This window comes from Janthinobacterium sp. B9-8, from assembly GCF_000969645.2.
Classification (GTDB): domain Bacteria; phylum Pseudomonadota; class Gammaproteobacteria; order Burkholderiales; family Chitinibacteraceae; genus Iodobacter.
Genome location: NZ_CP014222.1, coordinates 669,592 through 689,866, shown reverse-complemented (window position 1 = coordinate 689,866; position 20,275 = coordinate 669,592). Strand labels below are relative to the sequence as shown.

Annotated in this window: 18 protein-coding genes; 16 read left to right on the top strand and 2 right to left on the bottom strand. The window is 48.9% G+C overall.

Annotated features, from left to right (window positions below; genetic code table 11):
* Positions 1 to 8 precede the first annotated feature (8 nt).
* The gene (gene luxS, locus VN23_RS03020; RefSeq protein WP_046353278.1) at positions 9 to 518 is read right to left on the bottom strand and encodes an S-ribosylhomocysteine lyase; all 510 of its coding nucleotides are present in this window, start codon (positions 516 to 518) and stop codon (positions 9 to 11) included.
* 237 nt (positions 519 to 755) lie between these two features.
* On the opposite strand from luxS, the gene VN23_RS03015 reads away from it, so the two are divergent.
* From VN23_RS03015 to VN23_RS02960, 12 genes are all read left to right on the top strand, one after another.
* Positions 756 to 1,730, top strand: coding sequence for an L-threonylcarbamoyladenylate synthase (locus VN23_RS03015; protein ID WP_046353279.1), 975 nt, complete (start codon positions 756 to 758; stop codon positions 1,728 to 1,730).
* A 388-nt stretch (positions 1,731 to 2,118) separates the two neighbouring features.
* Entirely contained in the window at positions 2,119 to 2,529 is a 411-nt protein-coding gene (locus tag VN23_RS03010; protein ID WP_046353280.1) for a type IV pilin protein, read from the top strand.
* Between the two features lie 54 nt (positions 2,530 to 2,583).
* On the top strand, positions 2,584 to 3,012 hold the full coding sequence (locus tag VN23_RS03005; protein ID WP_046353281.1) for a DUF4124 domain-containing protein: 429 nt from the start codon (positions 2,584 to 2,586) through the stop codon (positions 3,010 to 3,012).
* A gap of 81 nt (positions 3,013 to 3,093) precedes the next feature.
* Positions 3,094 to 3,501, top strand: a complete 408-nt coding sequence (locus tag VN23_RS03000) for a type IV pilin protein (RefSeq protein WP_082752889.1) — start codon at positions 3,094 to 3,096, stop codon at positions 3,499 to 3,501.
* Entirely contained in the window at positions 3,482 to 3,931 is a 450-nt protein-coding gene (locus VN23_RS02995) for a pilus assembly FimT family protein (RefSeq protein WP_046353283.1), read from the top strand. Before VN23_RS03000 ends, VN23_RS02995 begins: the two co-directional genes overlap by 20 nt.
* The gene (locus VN23_RS02990) at positions 3,915 to 4,325 is read left to right on the top strand and encodes a type IV pilus modification PilV family protein (protein WP_046353284.1); all 411 of its coding nucleotides are present in this window, start codon (positions 3,915 to 3,917) and stop codon (positions 4,323 to 4,325) included. The genes VN23_RS02995 and VN23_RS02990 overlap by 17 nt, the downstream gene beginning before the upstream one ends.
* Positions 4,303 to 4,947 (top strand): PilW family protein, encoded by a 645-nt coding sequence (locus VN23_RS02985; protein ID WP_046353285.1) that lies wholly within the window; start codon positions 4,303 to 4,305, stop codon positions 4,945 to 4,947. Before VN23_RS02990 ends, VN23_RS02985 begins: the two co-directional genes overlap by 23 nt.
* On the top strand, positions 4,944 to 6,893 hold the full coding sequence (locus tag VN23_RS02980; protein WP_046353286.1) for a hypothetical protein: 1,950 nt from the start codon (positions 4,944 to 4,946) through the stop codon (positions 6,891 to 6,893). Before VN23_RS02985 ends, VN23_RS02980 begins: the two co-directional genes overlap by 4 nt.
* A 218-nt stretch (positions 6,894 to 7,111) precedes the next feature.
* Entirely contained in the window at positions 7,112 to 7,636 is a 525-nt protein-coding gene (locus tag VN23_RS02975) for a pilus assembly FimT family protein (RefSeq protein ID WP_046353287.1), read from the top strand.
* A complete protein-coding gene (locus VN23_RS02970; protein ID WP_046353288.1) occupies positions 7,627 to 8,247 on the top strand; it encodes a hypothetical protein in 621 nt (206 codons plus the stop codon). The genes VN23_RS02975 and VN23_RS02970 overlap by 10 nt, the downstream gene beginning before the upstream one ends.
* A gap of 5 nt (positions 8,248 to 8,252) precedes the next feature.
* Positions 8,253 to 9,593: a PilX N-terminal domain-containing pilus assembly protein gene (locus VN23_RS02965; RefSeq protein WP_046353289.1), complete on the top strand. Its 1,341-nt coding sequence runs from the start codon at positions 8,253 to 8,255 to the stop codon at positions 9,591 to 9,593.
* Complete coding sequence (locus VN23_RS02960) at positions 9,587 to 10,291, top strand: type IV pilus modification PilV family protein (protein ID WP_052746756.1); 705 nt, start codon at positions 9,587 to 9,589, stop codon at positions 10,289 to 10,291. The genes VN23_RS02965 and VN23_RS02960 overlap by 7 nt, the downstream gene beginning before the upstream one ends.
* 339 nt (positions 10,292 to 10,630) lie before the next feature.
* Here VN23_RS02960 and VN23_RS21680 read toward each other — a convergent pair whose 3' ends face one another.
* The gene (locus tag VN23_RS21680; protein WP_156455105.1) at positions 10,631 to 10,915 is read right to left on the bottom strand and encodes a (2Fe-2S) ferredoxin domain-containing protein; all 285 of its coding nucleotides are present in this window, start codon (positions 10,913 to 10,915) and stop codon (positions 10,631 to 10,633) included.
* 363 nt (positions 10,916 to 11,278) lie between these two features.
* Between VN23_RS21680 and VN23_RS02950 the strand changes: the two genes are divergently transcribed.
* The 4 genes from VN23_RS02950 to VN23_RS02935 all read left to right on the top strand — a co-directional run bounded on the left by VN23_RS02950 (position 11,279) and on the right by VN23_RS02935 (position 20,222).
* Positions 11,279 to 13,543, top strand: coding sequence for an arginine/lysine/ornithine decarboxylase (locus VN23_RS02950; protein ID WP_046353291.1), 2,265 nt, complete (start codon positions 11,279 to 11,281; stop codon positions 13,541 to 13,543).
* Positions 13,544 to 13,758: 215 nt separating this feature from the next.
* The gene (locus VN23_RS02945; RefSeq protein ID WP_052746757.1) at positions 13,759 to 15,273 is read left to right on the top strand and encodes a mechanosensitive ion channel family protein; all 1,515 of its coding nucleotides are present in this window, start codon (positions 13,759 to 13,761) and stop codon (positions 15,271 to 15,273) included.
* Between the two features lie 534 nt (positions 15,274 to 15,807).
* Positions 15,808 to 18,387, top strand: a complete 2,580-nt coding sequence (clpB, locus tag VN23_RS02940) for an ATP-dependent chaperone ClpB (protein WP_046353292.1) — start codon at positions 15,808 to 15,810, stop codon at positions 18,385 to 18,387.
* Between the two features lie 323 nt (positions 18,388 to 18,710).
* The gene (locus tag VN23_RS02935) at positions 18,711 to 20,222 is read left to right on the top strand and encodes a GGDEF domain-containing protein (RefSeq protein ID WP_052746758.1); all 1,512 of its coding nucleotides are present in this window, start codon (positions 18,711 to 18,713) and stop codon (positions 20,220 to 20,222) included.
* Positions 20,223 to 20,275: the final 53 nt, after the last annotated feature.

The window sequence follows — 20,275 nt, the reverse complement described above, 5'->3', positions numbered from 1 at the left end:
AATACGCATTATAACGATTGTAACTTCTCTTCTGACAAAGCCAGCTCATCATTGCGATTCACGCCAATCCCGCGCGTGATTACATTCTGGGCAATGCCTTGCGCCTCTTCCAGCGAGTGCATTACAAATGTGCCGCACTGATATTCGTTCAGCTCAGGAATTTCGCTTTGCTCTTTCACTTTCAAGACGTCCTCCATCGCCAGCTTCCAGGCTGCGGCCACTCTTGCCTCGCTAGGTGCTCCGCACAGACTCATATAAAAACCAGTACGACAGCCCATCGGCGAGATATCAATAATCTCTACCCCATCCCCATTTAAATGGTCACGCATAAAACCGGCAAACAAATGCTCTAGCGTATGAATGCCACGCTCAGAAAGGATCTCTTGATTAGGCACGCTAAAACGTAAATCAAAGACAGTAATGGTGTCTTTGCTAGGCGTTAGCATGGTTTTAGCAACGCGCACAGCAGGGGCCTGCATACGGGTGTGATCAACGGTAAAGCTATCTAATAAAGGCATATCTTTCTCTCTGATGTTTTTTTAGCGGTACTTCCCTAGGGGGCCACCATGACATATCAATGCAGGGTGCGTCGGTAAGATGGTATCACGCAGTAAATGACTCGGGATAATACTTAGCAAAGTTGAAAAAACTCTCGACCCACTAATTAAAAATGCCACTGAGCCACGCCCCCAAGGACTCCCTTCGCGCTGGCAAGGCATCAAGGTATAATTCGCTCTTTTTGCTGAAAGCATCAAATGACTAGCGATCTGGATCAAGCACTTGCCCTTCTCAAAGCGGGAGAGCTGGTCGGTATTCCCACTGAAACGGTTTACGGCTTAGCCGCTGATGCCGCCCAGCCTCTGGCTGTAGCAAAAATATTTGCCGCCAAAGGCCGCCCCAACGATCACCCTGTGATTGTGCATATTGCAGGCAAAGCACAACTGAACGACTGGGCGATGGATATTCCCGAAGACGCTTGGAAGCTGGCAGATGCTTTTTGGCCCGGCCCGCTCACGCTGATTCTTAAAAAACAACCGCATGTTTCTTATGCCGTAACTGGCGGGCAAGAAAGCGTGGGCTTACGCGCCCCTAATCACCCAATCACGCATGAATTATTACAGCGCTTTGGCGGCGGCATTGCTGCCCCTTCCGCAAATCAGTTCGGTCATGTCAGCCCCACTACCGCACAGCATGTCAGAGATGAATTCAGCACAGAAAGCGTGTCGCTTATTTTGGATGGCGGTGCTTGCGATGTGGGCGTTGAATCAACGATTATCAGCCTGATCGGCCCACGCCCTGTCTTACTTCGCCCTGGCGGCGTAGCACGGACAGCGATTGAAACCGTGCTTGGGCATACCATTGAACACCTGCAAAACGCTAGCAGCGCCAAAATTCGTGCATCCGGCTTATTGGATTCCCACTATGCGCCGCGCACCACCTTATTAACCGGCAACCAAGAACAAATGGCCGCCGCAGCCGTGGCCAGAGCGGGACAAAAGCTCGCTATTTTGCATACTCAAGCGCCTTTACCCCAAGATGATGCGGCGATTCATATTCTGATGCCTGCTCATGCCGATGAATACGCACAAATGATTTATGCCACGCTGCGCGATTTAGACACGCAGGGCTTAGACGCTATTTTGCTGGTGCTGCCACCTGACGAACCTGCATGGCTGGCGGTACATGACCGTCTTGGCCGTGCCGCGCATCAAAAAATGGGACAAGAATAAGCGCCCTTCAGCCCGCTTAAATAGTCAGTCCTTCTACAACATCCCCATCACCCAGTGTTGGGGATTTTTTTGCTTACTTGATTTTGTGCAATACCACTTTGCAAATTTTCATAATCATTTCGCATCAAAAAAACAGCAAAGTTAGCCTTATTTTTGTTTAAAACATCTCGAAAAAACAAAAAATACCAAATGAATAAATAAATTTATATCAATAAAATCATGTACATACGTTAAAAAACACTCAACACAAACCAAACTTCTGCCACGATACTTACCCACAACCATCTTCAAAATAACAGTTTGCTTATATAGCATAAATAGATTGCCCCGTCCCAGCAATACCACTAATATTACCTTACGTAAATAAAACACCCTAAGTGAAAACCTCATGAGCAAAGGATTTACACTCATTGAAATGATGGTGGTGGTTGCCATTATCGGCATCCTTGCTGCCATCGCTTTGCCCAGCTATCAAGATAGCGTGCGCAAAAGCCGCCGCAGTGATGCAGTGGTAATGATGTCTAAAATTCAGCAGGCTGAGGAAAAGTGGCGGGCAAATAATACGGGCTACACAGATGATCTGAGCGCCACAGGGCTTAAGCTCAGTGCCAGCAACAAGGTCGTCACCAGCGACAGTGGCTTTTATGAAATTAAAGTGAGCAATACTTCAGGTGCTGCTTATGTCATTACAGCCACCGCAATCAAATCACAGAGCAACGACAAAGACTGCGCTACATTAACGATGAGCGTAAGCAATGGCAATACCACCAACACCCCGACCCAATGCTGGCAAAAATAACCGCCACTCTCTGATAACGCTTTATTTATTAAATTAGCTGAAGGCTTGTTTATCATGCTCCGCGCACTATTCGCTTTAGGCACTGCCTTTTTATCCGCCTTAACCTTTGCATCTGCTGTGTATATACAAAAAGACGCCAATGGCAGAGTGACATTTGGCGACGCCGTATCGATGCCTGCCAACGCTAAACTGCATATGGTTAAACCTGCCACGGCGGCAAATGCTCAAGCATCTGCACCTACCCCCGCCCCCAATGAAGCGCTCACCATATTAAATAATATGGAACAGCGCAATTTAAAAAACATCGCGGAATCCCGTGAAAAAATAGCCAAGCTTTATAAACGGGCCGCAGAAGAAAAGAGCCCCAATATCCGTGCCAATTTATTAAGTCAGATTCAGGCAGAAACTCAAGCCACTGAAATTTATAACGCTAATTTAAATCAAATCAAAAAAAATAAAGAAGCCCTCAAATCACCCTCTTAATTAAAAGTGCGTTTGTTTATTAAATACAAACAACTTCTGCATAGCCAGGTAATCCCTGCCTCTGCTATTACGCCTTGGAATATGATGAAAAAGAATGGTTTTACCCTGATAGAAATGATGATTGTGGTGGCGATTATTGCTATTTTGGCCTCAATTGCCATTCCCAGTTATCAGCAATATATCCGTCAGGCTGCGGCTAAATCTGCAGCGGGTGATTTGGTTTCACTTTCTCTTTTTTTTGAGCAACAACTGCAGCGCCGGTTAACCTACACCTTTGCAACAGACAGCCCCACAGAAACCACTGCCACAACAAAAGCGCTCGTGACAGGCTGGGCCCCTTCCCGCCCCGATTTTACCTACCAAGCGACTTGGACAAATAACACTTACACCCTCACCGCCATCAGCACAAAATTTACCTGCACACTCACGCTTAATTCTGCCAATGACCGAACAGCAAGAGGAGCCGGCTGTGGATTCACAACTTGGTAAACAAGCGGGCTTTAGCCTGATCGAACTGATGGTCACGATGGTGATTTTTATTATGCTGACCCTTGCCGCTGTTTCGCTGGGGTCTTCCTGGCTGGTTTCCAGTGATTTGCAAAAATCGGAAAGCGTTTTAAAAATGGCGCACTCCAAAGCCAAAGCGCTGGCTATCAGAAACGCCAACGGCACGGCAGCAGGCTTACAAATCACCGGACAAAAAGTCTTTATCTGCGCTGGCAATGTGGGCGGTGGCAGCTGCACTGCCAACACCGCCACCTGGTCGGCCTCTTTTGCAAAAAACACCGAGATCAGCATTAGCGACAGCGAAAGCAACGACATCACCACCATCCAGCTCGATAGAACAGGTCTTGCCGTAAGAGCCCTGACTTACACCATTACAAAAAAAGGCGATCACGTAGATGGCAAGCTTGTATAAACAACAAGGCGACGCAATGATTGAGGCGCTGGTTTCGATTGTGCTGCTCAGCTTTATTATGATTGGGCTGACATTTTTAGTGGCTAAAACAGCAGTGGCACAAAAATACACCTCAGCACAAAACATGGCTCTGTTTGCCCTGCGCTCAGCCGCGCAAACTCAGGGCTTGAGCGCTTTATGCGCCGCAACAAACCCATCTCTTACCGTTGCAGATCAGAGTGTGGCACTAGCCGCCCAGTGCCAGCGCAGCGCCTTTACAGCGACAGTAGCGGGCCAAACCATTGATGTAGCAGCGGCCCCCAATTCGCCCATTACAGGCTCTAGCTTAACCACCAAACAAGATTCAGCGAATGCAGCACTGATTGGGGGCGATGGTGTTATATCGCTCAATTAAATCGCAAAGTGGTGTTTCTTTAATCAGCATGATGGTGGGCATCACCATCTCGCTGATCACGGCCGTGGCTATGCTCACCCTGTTTCGCCACTCCATAAAAATATCCACCGATACCACTCAAATCAGTAAGCAAGATGCCGAAAGAAGCAGCGCCATGACCATCGCGCCCATTCTGCTGCAAGACGCCGGCTTTGGTATTACTGATGCCAGCGTAAGCAGCCATATCATTGCGCTTAAAGGCGCGGCTTTCTCTGTAGCCAATAAGCTAAGCGGCACGACTGCAGCCAGTGGCGAAACGGCCAATGCCCTTGTCTGGCTGCGCAATCTCGGCACTAATTTTGAATGCTCGGCTCTTTTTGCTGCACCTGATAAAGGCCTGATGCTGCTCGGCCCCATCAACTGCAGTGCCCTTACCGAATGGTCTACTGCCAGCTGGCCCCCCGCCAAACCACTCGCAAGCCTTGGTACTTTTAATTTTGTACTGAGTAATACAGCGGGCACATGCAGCCAGTTTGGCTATGCCAGCCTAGGCAAAGCCACCGTTACGATCCAATCAAACAATGCAACTGGGCAGGCCATTCGCTCGCAAAGCTGCTTATCAAACCTAGTGGTTTCCCCATGAAAAACCAGCAAAAAGGCATGGCCACCGTCCTGATCCTCATTTTTGTGGGCATGGCCCTTGGTGCAACTGTTTTAGGCTCTAATTTCTATGTAAAAAGCATGCAAGAGCAGCAAAACACCTCGCTGGCCGCCACACAGGCACAGATGCGGGCTTGGCAGGGGCTGGATATTGCCCAGTCTGTTTTTCAAAGAATGACGGCGGCTCAGTTGCAAACGCTGGCAACGGTAGTTGCAAGCGCACCGCAAAATATGACTTTAAACGGGGTTAATGACATCACACTGCAGCTTACTGGCGCAACTGCCGCTGCAGGGGCGAATCCTGCTCAGTTCACCCTTGTAGTAACGGGCATGGCGGGCACTGGCACAAGCCTTGCATCCAGCTCAAGGCTTAGCGCAAATATCGCAGTGACGCCTGCCACGCTACCATCGCGCCCCTCTCGTGGGGTGGTGATGTTTAATAGTGATTTAAAGCTGGGTGGTGCCATCAAGTTATTTGAAGGCGACATCCATAATATGGAAATCCGCGTCAACGGCAATGTAGAAACTGGTGGTAATTCAATCACAGGCGTTGGCATTATCCGCTCTACCGGCAATATTACAATCACCTCTGGCAGCAGCTTTGGCTTGCTGCACGCCAATGGCAATATCACACTCACGGGCAGCACCAGTTCCAAAGCCCTGCTCTCCCGCGGCAATCTCTTACTGGATAACAACGGCATCATTAATCACGCCGCCGCCAATGGCAATATCGAAATCGACAACTCAACAGAAGTACTTGATCTGTTAGCAGGTGGCGCGCTGAATATCACCAATGGGGGTGCAAAGCTAGAAACAGGCTACCAAACGGCATATAGCTTTAACCCTATAGTTGATCACTTTGAAATCACTACCTTGCCCCAGTTTGACGTGACCGCAGGCTATACAGGTGCAACGGGCAAGCCCAAATTTGATAAAGTAAAGCTAGGTGTAAGCAAACCCGGCGATTGGTTTAATACCCGCATGATCAGCGTTGTGCCCGATTTGATCGTTAATGTTCCCGTCGTTACGCTCACCCCCGACGATAGCTTTGATGCCTATGCCTATAAAGAGCTGGCTAATTACGCTTTTTATACCGATAGCGATGGCCGCATGAAAGTGAAGGTCAAACGAATAACGGGCGTAGCCGAAGGCGATTACTTTATTGGCTCTTATGCCAATAACAAAAAAGACTATCTTTGTACGGCGGTATCAGGCGCGGTATCTGCACCGCAATGCACAAGCCCAGCCGTGGCTTCAAGTAAAACAATTTGTGAGGGCTTTTCAAGCTCTAATTCTTGTTTTTCATATGATGGCGCAAAAAAACTGTGGACCATCAATGGCAAAGGAATTGCACCAGGAGTTGCCTGGTTTGAAGGCCATTTAGCAGTACAAAATGGTACTTATTACAACAGCTTTATCGCCACTTTAGATCTTAAAACCACAGCATCAGCCACCATTTATGCGCCTAACTATGCAGGCTATTCAGGAAAATCTGGCTCGACTATTTATTCACCACTGGGCTATTGCAATCAAACAAGCTATGGATTAATTCCATCACAGTTTTGTGCTTCTGCTACAGAGTGGAATAGTGATATCGATGGTGGCATTGGCAATTTTGCCACGATGGCTGGCAGCACATTAAATAATACCTACCAGGGCGGCGATATTAGCTTTGCCAATAGCTCTGATATTTACGGCAGTGTTTGGGCCGGGAATTTATACGGCAATACGGGCGATACCAAAATTCACGGCTATATTACAGCCTTGGCTTTAGGCTCCAAAACCAGCAACACCATTCAAAATAGTACAAATATTATTCTAACTAATTTGCCTGCCAGTTTTAAAGCAGATCAAACCCTATCCACTCCGGGTGGAGGCGGTACGGGCAACGCAGCCCTCACGGTGGTCCGCTGGGTTAGATATTTATAAGTCCCTGCCCCACAAATCTGATTTGTGGGGCTAATTTACATTGATGACCAAGCAAAACCTTTGATCTGATCCAACAACGTTTTTGCTCCTTTAAGAGTAAAATCTGCTCCCTTAATTAAATTCCACCCGCCTGCCACAAGCCCCCTCATGGCAATAAACGCCTTTAACTGACTACCCAATGCTATACCTCTACAACAGCCGCACAAAAAAACTCATTCATGCGTAAACAATATGCTTTTAATTTAATTGAACTGATGGTCACCCTGATTGTGCTGGGTATTGTGCTCAGCATTGCCATCCCCGGCTTTACAGGGATGTTGCAGCGCTATCGTTTGCAAAGCGCCGTTTTAGAAGCGCAAAATGATTGGTTATTTGCCCGCAGTACCGCGGTTAAATTTGGTGGTGCACGCAGCCCCGCTGTTTTTTATGTGGCAAAGCGCCAAAACAATCAGAATTGGTCATTACAAATTTGCACCATCACGCCCTGTAGCGAAGGTAGCACTTTGCTACGCCAGCAGACATCAGAAGAGCATAAGGGCATTGAATTGCACTCTTTGAGCGATGCCTTAAAAGAAAATAAATTCCATAATTTCAATGGCCTGCCTAATTTTACCCAGCAGCAATTTATTAACTTTCAATCTGGCCAATACCAGCTGCAATTACAAATTACGGCCACAGGCTTATCCACACTATGCCGGCCCCAGGGTAGTATCTCCTTCGGAGGGTATGCAGAATGCGTTTGAAGTTTTATTCACAACGTGGCTTATCTTTAATTGAAATGATGCTTGCTACCGCAATGGGGCTGCTGCTGCTGGTGGGAATATCGAGCTTATCGCTAACTAATTTATTTACCAGCACCGATACCCAGCGCAACATTATTTTGCAGCAGGATGCACAAGCCATGCTGTCTTTAATTAGCCGTGATCTTCGCCGTGCAGGCTATCACCCTGATTCGAATGAAATACCCAATATGCGTAAAATATGGCTCAATAATACGGCGAGCCAGAGTTGTATTTTATTTAATTACCATAATCCAGATTTCCCTAAGCAAGACACCCATGGCTTCCAGTTCAGCCAAGCCAAAGATGGCAAAGGCTTGGTTAAAATGCTGACATCCAGTGACGCCAGCAGCTGTAACAACGGAGAGTGGCAGGCATTAAATAGTGATCGAAATATACTGATTACACAATTCAAAATTACACCTCACAGCACATTCGAAAAACAAGGCAGCGAGACTAAAGAAGTAATCAGTAATTTAGATATTTATTTAGAAGCCACGGATAATGCAGGAAAATTCAAAGTGCATTTAAATCAGAATGTGCAATTACGTAACCGCCCTTTCTTACAAGAATAAGCATAATGATGAACACCCTATTTCATCAAAAAGGCGTTGCCGCACTCACAGTGACCCTGGTACTCACTTTAATTGCCACGGTTTTTGTTTTATCTACCAATAAAAACAGCTATGTTTTTCAAAAAACATCAGTCAATCATTACCAGCAAGTACAGGCTTTTGAAGCGGCAGAAGCGGGAGCACAAGCGACCTTATTGCAAATGCGCCGGGATATTGAAGCTATTAATTTAAATGCCAATCACGACGGTATTATTTTAAAGAAAATAAAATCATCAATCCCACCTGCACCCGGCACAAATAACTGTGGCTGGGATAGTGTAGCGGTGAATAGTGATTCCTATGATTACTCTGAGCAATTCAAAAAAAATAATTATATTATTTCAAAAAAAACCAGCAGCCTCTTTCAAAAAATAGGCACTCAGGAAATCAATGCAGACAATACCGCATGGCGCAGCAGTGTTGATTTAAAAACCGGCATGGTAAGCAGTGAGGGGTGCGCCGATGAAAGCCGCGAGCAAGCGCCTTTTTGCGCCAACACCGGCAGCGATCAAACAGCCGCAGTGGTTAGGCGTGGCTTTGATATTCCACGCAAAGCCGAATTTAATCCTAAAAAAATTGCCCTCACCATCAAGGGCCATGTGGATATGAGCGGCAGTATGTCGCTCGACCCTCATTCTGGCCAACCCAAACCGCTATGCAATGTATCAACGGGCGGTGATTTTACCTATTGGGGCGCGCCGCTCACCCCGGATAGCAGCAATAACACCCCATTGGCTAATTTATCCAATGCCCAACTTTTTGCCGCCGTCTTTGGCATGAGTCCAAGCGATTTTAAAAAACAGGCCACACAAATCAATCCAGCAAATGGCAGTAATACTGTAAGCAGCTGCCCCGCCGCCACTGGCCTAATCTGGATTAATGGCGATTTCACTCCACCTAAAGACTGCATTATCGGCAGCAGCTACCCCAGTCTTTCCCCCGCTATTGTGGTAGTGGGCGGCTTTGGTAGCACAGCGCTTATCGCCGGTGGCGCAGGCGGCAATATGGTATCTAACAGCACCACCATTAGCGGCATGCTCTTTACCAACCACTTTAACGGCATTATTCAAGTCTTGGGTGCAATGGCCGTGAATGGCGATCTTGAAGGCGTAACGGGTGCTGTGTTTGATAAAACACCGGGCGACTGCATATATGGCGCTTGTGCGCACCGCCCCGGCTCTGGCTCGGAAGGCTCGATCAATATTGCTTATGATGAAAGGATGTTTATCGGAGCCAACGCAGGCGGCAATCTTAGCGGCAATAAGCTGGGCAGCTGGCATGATTTTTGTAAGGATGGCAAATGCTAAGCCCCAAGCAAAACGGCTTCTCTATGGTAGAAGTACTCATCACCGTATTAATTATCGGCGTGGCCGCTCTTGCCCTGAACGCCTTACAAAGCAATGCATTAAAAAACAATAGCATCGCTCAAAACCGCAATGAGGCGCTATTTTTGGCGCAGGACAAGCTGGAAAAACTACGACAAAATAATTTATGCCCGCGCAGCAGTTCTGTATCCGGTGGAATAAGCGTGAATAGCAGCAAGGGCTCAGAAAATGCCGAACTAGAAAACATCCAGAGACAAACAGCCAGCTACCGCCGCATTACCCTCATCAAAGACATCAGCCTGCCTACCCCCATCGCGCCCGATTTTGGCTGCCCACCCATCGCCAAAAACCCGCCCACCGCAGCCACCTTGCCCAATCCACAAAAACTCTACCAAGTAGAACGCAGTGTACAAGTTGTCCTAGACTGGCAAGACAGCTACGGTGAAACGCAATACATCACCCTCAGCAGCCAGATTAACTGGTCGTCCCTTGGCGATTTGCCCAGCCCACCCAGCGACGCTTGCGCCTATGCGTGGGTGGCAAAAAAAGATTTGCTCTGGGGGGCATGGGCAAAGTTTGGCAATAGCCTGTACCAATGCACGCTAGAGGGCGGCTGCCCCGGTAGCGATATCACACCGGATATGGCGGCAGGCCAATGGAAAAGGATAGGAGGATGTTAGTTTTAGTACCTTCGGCACGTTGATTTAGGTGCGGGCGTCCGCTGAACCTTCCTTTCTTGTGTGGCCAAGAAACGAAGCCAAACCACAAACTCAAAACACGAAGGCCCCTACTCTGTGGACAGTCGGCAGCGGGCGGGATTGGCTGGATCCTCCTCCCCAAGCGATCCCCCGCCCCGCTTGTTCGGAGCTTGCGTGTTTCAAGGGGAGATTTAAGCCCCGTGCTAGGCATCGCGATATGAATCGATTTTACTGAGGTTGAGACAACTCAAAACCCAATAAATAACTTAGTTCTAAATAATTTCCTCCGTGAAACTCCGTGCTCTCTGTGGCCTCCGTGTTTTAAGATTTGGGCTCTCCTCGCCTGACATTAGAATCCCCCACCCCAACCTCCTCCAAAATCAGCGCTAGCATAGCTAAATCAACCCCGTGATAGAGATCGCCACCGACCACTTTTACGTTCGGCCCCACCTCACATGCGCCCATGCAAGGTAGGCGAATTATCCTTACATCAGCGTGCATTTTTGTCGCCATTTCAAGGGCCTGCGCCAGTGCTTCGCTACCTCGGGCGGCGCAAGATGGCTGGCCACTTAGGCGTCGATTTACACAGATGGCAATTGTTTTCATTTTTCACCACATGTCTACACATTTTGGGATTAATATACGCGCCTTTCCGGCTTTGCCGTCCTATGTACAAGCAGGTGTTTTTCAGGCTCTGTTGACGTTTGTTTCGCCGACCGCGTTTCGCCTTATTTGGGCCTGATGCTAGGCAAAGGACACGACACTTAGTCTGCTAAGTTAGTGGCTTTTAACAACGCAGCAGGCCCAAATAAGGCGAAACCCAAAGGGACGGGTCGAGTTTTGGGGCAATTCGTCGTTATAAGTCGCTTATTTAACTAGTTAAACCGCTCTCCTTATGCCTAGTCTTGCCCCAAAACTCGGCCCGGCGCGACGGTGAAACAAATGTCAACAGAGCCCAAGGATTTTGCCATGCGTTTTTACTTCCCTATCATCATCATCGATGAAGATTTCCGCACCGAGAACACCAGTGGTTCCGGTATTCGTGAATTAGCGGCGGCCATTGAGGCCGAGGGCAGAGACGTAGTTGGTTATACCAGCTACGGCGATTTAACCTCATTTGCGCAGCAGCAAAGCCGTGCCTCCGGCTTTATTTTATCGATCGACGATGAAGAATTTGGTGGCGGCTCACCCGAAGAAACCCACGAAGCGCTGACGAGCTTACGCAGCTTTGTGGCCGAAATTCGCCGCCGCAATCCAGACATCCCCATTTATATCTATGGTGAGACCCGCACTTCGCGCCACATTCCTAATGATGTGTTGCGCGAATTACACGGTTTTATTCATATGCACGAAGACACGCCCGAATTTGTCGCCCGCCATATTATCCGCGAAGCAAAAAGCTACCTGGATACCTTGGCCCCGCCGTTTTTCCGCGCGCTGACCAATTACGCCCAGGATGGCTCTTATAGCTGGCACTGCCCGGGGCACTCGGGTGGCGTGGCTTTCCTGAAATCCCCAGTTGGCCAAATGTTTCACCAATTCTTTGGCGAAAACATGCTGCGGGCCGACGTGTGTAATGCGGTAGAAGAACTAGGCCAGTTGCTAGACCATACCGGCCCGATTGCCGCTTCCGAGCGCAATGCGGCGCGTATTTTCAATGCCGACCACTTATTCTTTGTAACTAACGGCACATCAACATCCAACAAAATCGTTTGGCACTCGACTGTTGCGCCGGGTGACGTGGTGGTGGTGGATCGTAACTGCCATAAATCGATTTTGCACTCCATCATGATGATGGGCGCGGTGCCAGTGTTCCTGATGCCAACGCGCAATCATTACGGCATTATCGGCCCGATTCCAAAAAGCGAATTTGAGCCCGCAAACATCCGTAAAAAGATGATGGATAATCCGTTTGCACGTGAAAAACTGCTGGCCGACCCTAACTTTAAGCCACGTATTCTGACCATTACCCAGTCTACTTACGACGGCATTATGTATAACGTCGAAGAAATCAAAGGCATGCTCGATGGTGAAATCGACAGCTTGCACTTCGATGAAGCCTGGCTGCCACACGCTGCTTTCCACGAGTTTTACGGTGATTACCACGCCATTGGCGAAGATCGCCCGCGCTGCAAAGAATCAATGGTGTTCTCGACCCAATCCACACATAAGCTGCTGGCAGGCTTAAGCCAAGCCTCGCAAATTCTGATTCAAGATCCGGAAAACCGTAAGCTAGATCGTGATTTATTTAACGAAGCTTACTTAATGCATACCTCCACTAGCCCGCAATACTCCATCATTGCCTCTTGCGATGTGGCGGCGGCGATGATGGAAGCACCGGGTGGTACCGCCTTGGTTGAAGAGTCCTTGGTTGAAGCCTTGGATTTCCGCCGCGCCATGCGCAAAGTGGACGAAGAATTTGGCGATGAGTGGTGGTTCCAGGTTTGGGGCCCGGATGATCTGACCGATGAAGGTCTGGATCACCGCGATGCATGGATGCTTAAATCTGGCGACAACTGGCACGGCTTTGGCGATATCGCCGACGGCTTTAATATGCTTGACCCGATCAAAGCCACCATCCTGACTCCGGGCTTGGATTTAGACGGCAAGTTCTCTGAAACCGGCATCCCTGCCAGCATCGTGACCAAATACCTAGCCGAGCACGGCGTGGTGATCGAGAAGTGCGGTCTTTATTCTTTCTTTATCATGTTTACCATCGGTATTACCAAGGGCCGCTGGAACACCCTCGTAGCCGCCTTGCAGCAGTTTAAAGACGACTACGATAAAAACGCCCCGCTCTGGCGCATTCTGCCGGACTTTATTGCCCAATATCCGCAATACGAGCGCATTGGCCTTAAAGAGCTTTGCCAGCAAATCCACGGCATTTATCGCTCCCACGATGTAGCGCGCCTGACTACCGATATGTATTTATCAAATATGGAACCGGCCATGAAGCCCGCCAAGGCTTTCGCTAAAATGGCGCACCGCGAAATCGACCGTGTGGCGATTGACGAGTTAGAAGGCCGTATCACAGCCGTGATGCTGACTCCATACCCGCCAGGCATTCCACTTTTGATCCCGGGTGAAGTATTCAACAAGACTATCGTTGATTACCTCAGGTTTGCACGAGATTTCAACCAGCGCTTCCCCGGCTTTGAAACCTATATTCACGGTTTGGTAGCAGACAAGAGTACCGGCGAAACCCGCTACTTTATGGATTGTGTAAGGCTGTAGTTTTTTGTAGGGTGCGGAACGGTACTTTGTTCCGCACCGCTCTTTTTATCTGAGCATGTTGGGTTAGACGGTTTATTCGCCAAAACCTACGAATAAACCGTCTAACCCAACCTACACCCCGTTACCTATTACCTGTTTCCTAGCAACCATCGCAATCAAAGGCTACAAACAAGGAAAGCGATTTCCTTTCGAATCCCTGAGACTGGGATATTGTGATGCGTTTTCAGCCCTCTGAATTACAAATACTCCTCTATTTTCTTGCCAGCAGCTTTGTTCTGGGCTGTCTGCTTTATTACCGTGTTCGCACCAGCCGTCATCGCTTATTCAATAGCATCTTACTACTGACCTTTGGCTGCCTTGGCCTTTACTCCAGTGTATTACTAGAAAGTTATCAGCTCTTCAATGCCGCCAAAGCCGTGCATGAAACCTTTATGGTGGTGCTTGGTTTTGCCATCATCCGTTACTGGGGCATGCTGCTCTTTCAACTGCTTGCCCCCTTAGTCAGACTAAAGCCCCCTCGTATCCTCGAAGACTTACTTGAAGCCATTGCCATGATCGGCTGGGTATTTTATCGCCTGCATTTAGCGGGGCTGCAATTGGGGCAGCTGGTCACTACTTCTGCGGTAATCACCGCCGTACTGGCCTTTGCCATGCAAGATACGCTAGGCAATATTTTGGCGGGGCTGGCACTGCACCTGGATAACTCAATTGAGCAAGGCGACTGGATTAAATTAGGCGAGCTGACTGGCCGGGTGGTTGATTTATCGTGGCGAGCCACCCGCGTTGAAACGCGCAACGGCGAAACGGTGATGATTCCCAACGGCATGCTAATGAAAGGCCAGTTTCAGCTACTCGGCAAGCGTGTTGACAAACCGCTGGCTTGGCGACGCTGGGTGTGGTTTGAAGTAGGGCTGGATACCCTCCCCACACAAGTGATGCAGCTAATAGAAAACGCCATCCGCGAAGCTGCGCCGCCCAATGTTGCCCAGGACCCACCGCCTTCATGTTTATTAATGAACGTAGAAAAAGGCAATGCCCGCTACGCCGCGCGCTACTGGCTTACCGATATCTTGAACGACGACCCTACCGATTCACAAATCCGCACCCTGATTGATGCCGTACTGCGCCGCAACAGCCTGCGCTTGGCTGCTCCGCAATATAAAGTTTTCGTCACTCAGGAAAACGAGCGCTACTTTGAAGGCCGCCACAAGCAACACACGCAAGAGCGCCTTGCCGTCTTACAAAAACTAGAACTTCTCACCTCCTTAAAAGAAGAAGAGCTGCACACCCTCGCTGACAAGCTGCGCTTTACGCCCTATGTGGCTGGGGACGTGATGATTCGCCAGGGCGAAAAAGTAGAGTGGCTGTATATCATCATTAAAGGAGACGCCGAAGCGTGGGTGCAACCCACCCGGGGCGAACGTAAATTACTGACCAAGCTGGGGCCGGGCAGCTTTTTTGGCGAAATGGGCTTGATGACTGGTGAAGCCATCCGCGCCACCGTGGTGGTGAGTAGCAATGTGGAATGCTACCGCATCGATAAAGAATCTTTCCAGCAAATCCTCCTCTCCCGCCCCGAGCTAGCGGGCGTGTTCTCCGAAGTGCTAGTCAAACGCCAGGCCGAAGAGCAAATTTTATTAAACGACGACAACAACATCATCCCGCCCGTTGCCCGCTCAGAAATCCTCGCCAAATTGCAGCATTTTATTGGGTTAAATCGCGGGGCTTGAGTAAGCACAGCATAAAACCCACGATTGAAACACAGAGGTCACGGAGAAAATCTTATTCACGATGAATAGGATTCAAAATATCTTCCCAAAATGGCTCATCAACGTAAAACCGTCATCCCCGCGTGTTTTTATCGGGGATCTAGCAGCGCCGCTGGATTCCCGCTTCGTCACTCCCGAGTGCTTGTGTCGGGAGGGGGATGACGATACTTCGTAACGGAAAATGAACACGAGCCAAGCCCTATGTTTTTCTCCGTGGTCCTCCGTATTCTACTTTTTCTCCGTGGTTTAAGATTTGGGTTTTCTCGACTCTTGATCTCCCCCGCCACGCCCCCATGTACTAGTAGCCTGTAGGACTTAAGACTGATCTACTGCGAAAAAGCCGGATTTGGCCATATTTCACGCATTTTTTCGTTAAATAGCCAGCTATTCGCCTCAAAAATCCGTGAAATCTGACTCAAACCGGACTTTCCCTCGCTACGATCGCTTAAGCCCAACAGACTACTATCGTAAGAACAAACCTTGGAGGTGTGCGGAATGCGTTTTGATAAACTGACCACAAAATTTCAGCAAGCCATAGGCGACGCGCAAAGCAGCGCGAATGCCAACGACAATCCCTATATTGAGCCACAACACGTCTTAGCCGCGCTGCTGGCCGACGTGGATTCCGGCACTTCCGCCTTACTGGCTAGAGCTGGGGTGAATGTTAATCCGCTCAAAACCGCACTTGCCGCCGCCATTGAGCGCATGCCAAAAGTCAGTGGTGGCGATGGCGAAATCACCGTTTCAAAAGAACTCAGCAACTTACTTAATCTAACGGACAAAGCCGCGCTTAAACGCAACGATCAGTTTATTTCCAGTGATTTATTTTTGCTGGTTTTAACCGCAGACAAAGGTGAAACAGGCCGTTTACTCAAAGAAAACGGCGCTAAAAAAGAAGCGGTTGCTGCAGCCATTGATGCCGTGCGTGGCGGGCAAAGCGTAGATAGCTCGGAAGCGGATCAAAACCGTGAAGCGTTGGATAAATACTGCCTGGATCTCACCGAGCGCGCCAAAGCCGGCAAGCTGGACCCAGTCATTGGCCGAGACGATGAAATCCGCCGCGCCATGCAAGTCTTGCAACGCCGCACAAAAAACAATCCAGTATTAATTGGCGAGCCAGGCGTGGGTAAAACCGCGATTGTAGAAGGCCTCGCCCAGCGGATTGTGAATGGTGAAGTGCCTGAATCGCTCAAATCCAAGCGCGTTTTGGTGCTTGATCTGGCGTCTTTGCTAGCTGGCACCAAATACCGTGGCGAATTTGAAGAGCGCCTCAAAGCCGTGCTCAATGAGCTGGCCAAAGACGAAGGCAATACCATTATCTTTATCGACGAGCTGCATACCTTGGTCGGCGCGGGTAAAACCGAAGGCTCGATGGATGCGGGCAATATGCTCAAACCAGCGCTGGCGCGGGGCGAGCTGCATTGCATTGGCGCCACCACGCTGGATGAATACCGCAAATACGTAGAAAAAGACCCTGCGCTAGAACGCCGCTTCCAAAAAGTACTGGTGAACGAGCCTAGCGTGGAGGCCACTATCGCCATCCTGCGCGGCTTACAAGAAAAATATGAAATCCATCACGGGGTAGAAATCACCGACCCAGCGATTGTGGCCGCCGCCGAGCTGAGCCATCGCTATATCACCGACCGTTTTTTACCCGATAAAGCGATTGATCTGATCGACGAAGCCGCCGCCCGTATCAAAATGGAAATCGATTCCAAGCCAGAAGTAATGGACAAGCTGGACCGACGCATTATTCAACTCAAAATCGAGCGCGAAGCGGTAAAACGCGAGAAAGATGAGGCCTCTAAAAAGCGTCTTTCCCTGATCGAAGAGGAAAGCGCACGGCTAGAGAAAGAATACTCAGACTTAGAAGAAATCTGGAAAGCAGAAAAAGCCAGCGTACTCGGCAGCCAAGCGATTCGGGAAGAAATTGAACGCGTTAAAACTGCGATGGACGCCGCCCAGCGCCGTGGTGAGTGGGACAAAGCCAGCGAATTGCAATACGGCCAGTTGCCGCAGCTTGAAGCCAAGCTAAAAGCCGCCGAAGCGTCTGAAGCCACCGGCGGCAAGCTCAAATTGCTGCGCACCCAAGTGGGCGCAGAAGAAATTGCCGAAGTAGTCAGCCGCGCAACGGGCATCCCAGTCAGCCGCATGTTGCAAGGCGAGCGCGAAAAACTGCTCGCCATGGAAAACGCCCTGCATCAAAAAGTAGTTGGGCAATCCGAGGCAGTGCGTTTGGTATCCGACGCCATTCGCCGCTCCCGAGCAGGTCTTTCAGACCCTAACCGCCCTTACGGCAGCTTCTTATTTCTGGGCCCGACTGGCGTAGGAAAAACCGAGCTGACTAAGGCGCTGGCAGAATTTTTATTTGATTCGCCCGACCATTTAATTCGCCTTGATATGAGCGAATTTATGGAAAAACACAGCGTATCTCGCTTAGTTGGCGCGCCTCCGGGCTATGTGGGCTATGAAGAAGGCGGCTACTTAACCGAGGCCGTTCGCCGCAAACCCTATAGCGTCATCCTGCTGGATGAAGTAGAAAAAGCGCACCCCGATGTGTTTAATATCTTGCTGCAGGTGCTGGACGATGGCCGCCTCACTGATGGGCAAGGGCGCACGGTTGATTTTAGAAACACCGTGATTGTGATGACCAGCAACTTGGGCAGCTCGCAAATTCAAGCCATGGCAGGCATGGATTATCAGCTCATCAAGATGGCCGTGCTCGCCGAAGTACAAGGCCATTTCCGCCCCGAGTTTGTCAACCGGATTGATGAAATGGTGGTGTTCCATTCACTCGATCAAGCGGCCATCAGAAATATTGCGCGCATTCAGCTTAATCGCTTACAAAGTCGTTTAGCGCATATGGAAATCGAAATGAGCGTAACCGATGCTGCGCTTGATATTGTAGCCGCAGCAGGGTTTGATCCGGTTTATGGCGCAAGGCCTTTAAAACGCGCAGTGCAAACCGAAATTGAAAATCCGTTATCGCGAGCCATTCTTGAAGGAAAAATCAGTGCAGGCCATCTACTCACGATTGATGCCGATAATGAAACACTTTGCTTTAAGCAATCCTAATGATTGATTGAGCAGTATCTTTCCCACGGAAGCGGGGCTTCTGTATTACATAGCGCCCCGATAAAAACCCACGGGAAAGGCAATTTAATCAACGGATCAAAAAACAATACATCAGCACATAACGGCATTCCCTGGAATGCCGTTTTTCTTTCAAGGCATATCACCCCGTGTAAGGCTGTATTTTCATTTTCCTTTTACCGCTCTATAAACGGGCTTTTCAATATCAAATTGACTCACCAGAACATTTTGAAATCAGATTCAAATAATTAACAATTATCAAAATAATACGATAAGCTTAATGATCGCCCCCCCAAAAAAATGTAATGAAGCAAGCACTTACATTTCTGACTTACCCCAATGGCCTCAAGGCCATCTTGCTGCTGGTCCTTTATCTGGGGGTTGGCTTTCTTAGCATCCAATTTGCCATGCTGCCCTCGGAAAACTTTGCCGTCATCTGGTTTGCAGCAGGTTGCGGGCTGGTCATCATGTTAGAGCTAGGAAAATCAGGAATTCTTTTGGCCTTAGTTGGAAGTGCCATTCTAAACACCCCAACGTATTACCATTTCTTAAGTCATTCAAACACACCCTATGCACTGCCGCTGTCCATTATTTTAGGTATCGTGCCTGCCGCCATTGATAGCTGGCAAGCGGTGATGGCCGCAAAAGCCTGGCAAAATTTTATTGATAAAAACAATCGACCGCCATTACAAAACCCAAGCGATCTGCCCTATTTTTGGCGAAAAATCTGCTTTATGCCCGCATTGATCAGCATGGTGATATGGCACCTGCTTCTCACCTGCAGCAATACCATCCCCTATGCCGGTTTGTTTACTAATTTGCAGCAAATGCTATTGCTTATTCTTGGCGACACAGCAGGCATTTTTGTGATTGCCCCAATCTATGCCTGCTGGAAATCAGGCGAGTTAACAAATAAATTTCGCCCCGCTCTGCCCTATTTTCTTGCCCTTTTATTTATCGTGGTACTGGGATTTACGGTGCACAATTACTTAATGATGCTGGTTTTACCTGTTCTATTATTAATCGCCATTCATTTCAGGCTGGCGGGTACTTCTATCGCTTTATTTCTTTTATTCACGCTCTCAGTCATGGGAACGGCCTATCAATCGGGGCCGTTTATCCATTTTAATCCAATGATTTCTTTTATTAATTTACAGCTTTTTCTTTTTTCTGTGGGGCTAACGCTCCACTATCTGGCTCTTTTGCAAGAGTTACTCAACCAGAGCAAAATCCAGCTTGAAACAGAAGTAGCCAACCGTACCGAAGCCTTAGCCGCTGCCAATTTACGCCTTGAAGAGCTGGTCACCACCGACGAGCTGACCGGGGTTGCCAACCGAAGGGAGTGGCAGCGCCGCTGTGAAGAAGCAATTACCTATGCCCGCCGTTACCAGCAGCCTTTGTCTATTTTATTAATTGATATTGATCACTTCAAAAATGTAAATGACCATCATGGTCATTTAGCCGGCGACTTAATCCTGAAAGAATTGTGCCGGATATGCACCGCAGAATTACGCGCCACAGACAGTTTTGCCCGCTGGGGAGGGGAAGAATTTGTACTTCTGTTACCAGGCACCACCCAGGCAGAAGCCATGCTGGCAGGCAATAAATTAAGACAGTCCGTTGAAGAGCAAGCTCAGGTCGAATTTGAGGAAAAGAAAATCCGCATCACCATCAGCATTGGCGTGGCCATGCTGGAAGATAGCGACCCCAGCCTAGATTGCCTGCTAAATCGTGCAGATCAAGCCATGTATGCAGCAAAAGCAGCGGGTAGAAATCAGGTGCAATGCGCATTAAGCCATACATGTTATTCACGTTAGGCCTGTTATCCAGCAGGGCCAAAACCGCAACGACTTACCTGAAACTGATACAA

What these genes read in the sequence shown, in the direction of transcription:
- luxS (WP_046353278.1), bottom strand. Translation starts at nt 518, where the DNA reads ATGCCTTTATTAGATAGCTTTACCGTTGATCACACCCGTATGCAGGCC.
- VN23_RS03015 (WP_046353279.1), top strand. Translation starts at nt 756, where the DNA reads ATGACTAGCGATCTGGATCAAGCACTTGCCCTTCTCAAAGCGGGAGAG.
- VN23_RS03010 (WP_046353280.1), top strand. Translation starts at nt 2,119, where the DNA reads ATGAGCAAAGGATTTACACTCATTGAAATGATGGTGGTGGTTGCCATT.
- VN23_RS03005 (WP_046353281.1), top strand. Translation starts at nt 2,584, where the DNA reads ATGCTCCGCGCACTATTCGCTTTAGGCACTGCCTTTTTATCCGCCTTA.
- VN23_RS03000 (WP_082752889.1), top strand. Translation starts at nt 3,094, where the DNA reads ATGATGAAAAAGAATGGTTTTACCCTGATAGAAATGATGATTGTGGTG.
- VN23_RS02990 (WP_046353284.1), top strand. Translation starts at nt 3,915, where the DNA reads ATGGCAAGCTTGTATAAACAACAAGGCGACGCAATGATTGAGGCGCTG.
- VN23_RS02985 (WP_046353285.1), top strand. Translation starts at nt 4,303, where the DNA reads ATGGTGTTATATCGCTCAATTAAATCGCAAAGTGGTGTTTCTTTAATC.
- VN23_RS02980 (WP_046353286.1), top strand. Translation starts at nt 4,944, where the DNA reads ATGAAAAACCAGCAAAAAGGCATGGCCACCGTCCTGATCCTCATTTTT.
- VN23_RS02975 (WP_046353287.1), top strand. Translation starts at nt 7,112, where the DNA reads ATGCGTAAACAATATGCTTTTAATTTAATTGAACTGATGGTCACCCTG.
- VN23_RS02970 (WP_046353288.1), top strand. Translation starts at nt 7,627, where the DNA reads ATGCGTTTGAAGTTTTATTCACAACGTGGCTTATCTTTAATTGAAATG.
- VN23_RS02965 (WP_046353289.1), top strand. Translation starts at nt 8,253, where the DNA reads ATGATGAACACCCTATTTCATCAAAAAGGCGTTGCCGCACTCACAGTG.
- VN23_RS02960 (WP_052746756.1), top strand. Translation starts at nt 9,587, where the DNA reads ATGCTAAGCCCCAAGCAAAACGGCTTCTCTATGGTAGAAGTACTCATC.
- VN23_RS21680 (WP_156455105.1), bottom strand. Translation starts at nt 10,915, where the DNA reads ATGAAAACAATTGCCATCTGTGTAAATCGACGCCTAAGTGGCCAGCCA.
- VN23_RS02950 (WP_046353291.1), top strand. Translation starts at nt 11,279, where the DNA reads ATGCGTTTTTACTTCCCTATCATCATCATCGATGAAGATTTCCGCACC.
- VN23_RS02945 (WP_052746757.1), top strand. Translation starts at nt 13,759, where the DNA reads ATGCGTTTTCAGCCCTCTGAATTACAAATACTCCTCTATTTTCTTGCC.
- clpB (WP_046353292.1), top strand. Translation starts at nt 15,808, where the DNA reads ATGCGTTTTGATAAACTGACCACAAAATTTCAGCAAGCCATAGGCGAC.
- VN23_RS02935 (WP_052746758.1), top strand. Translation starts at nt 18,711, where the DNA reads ATGAAGCAAGCACTTACATTTCTGACTTACCCCAATGGCCTCAAGGCC.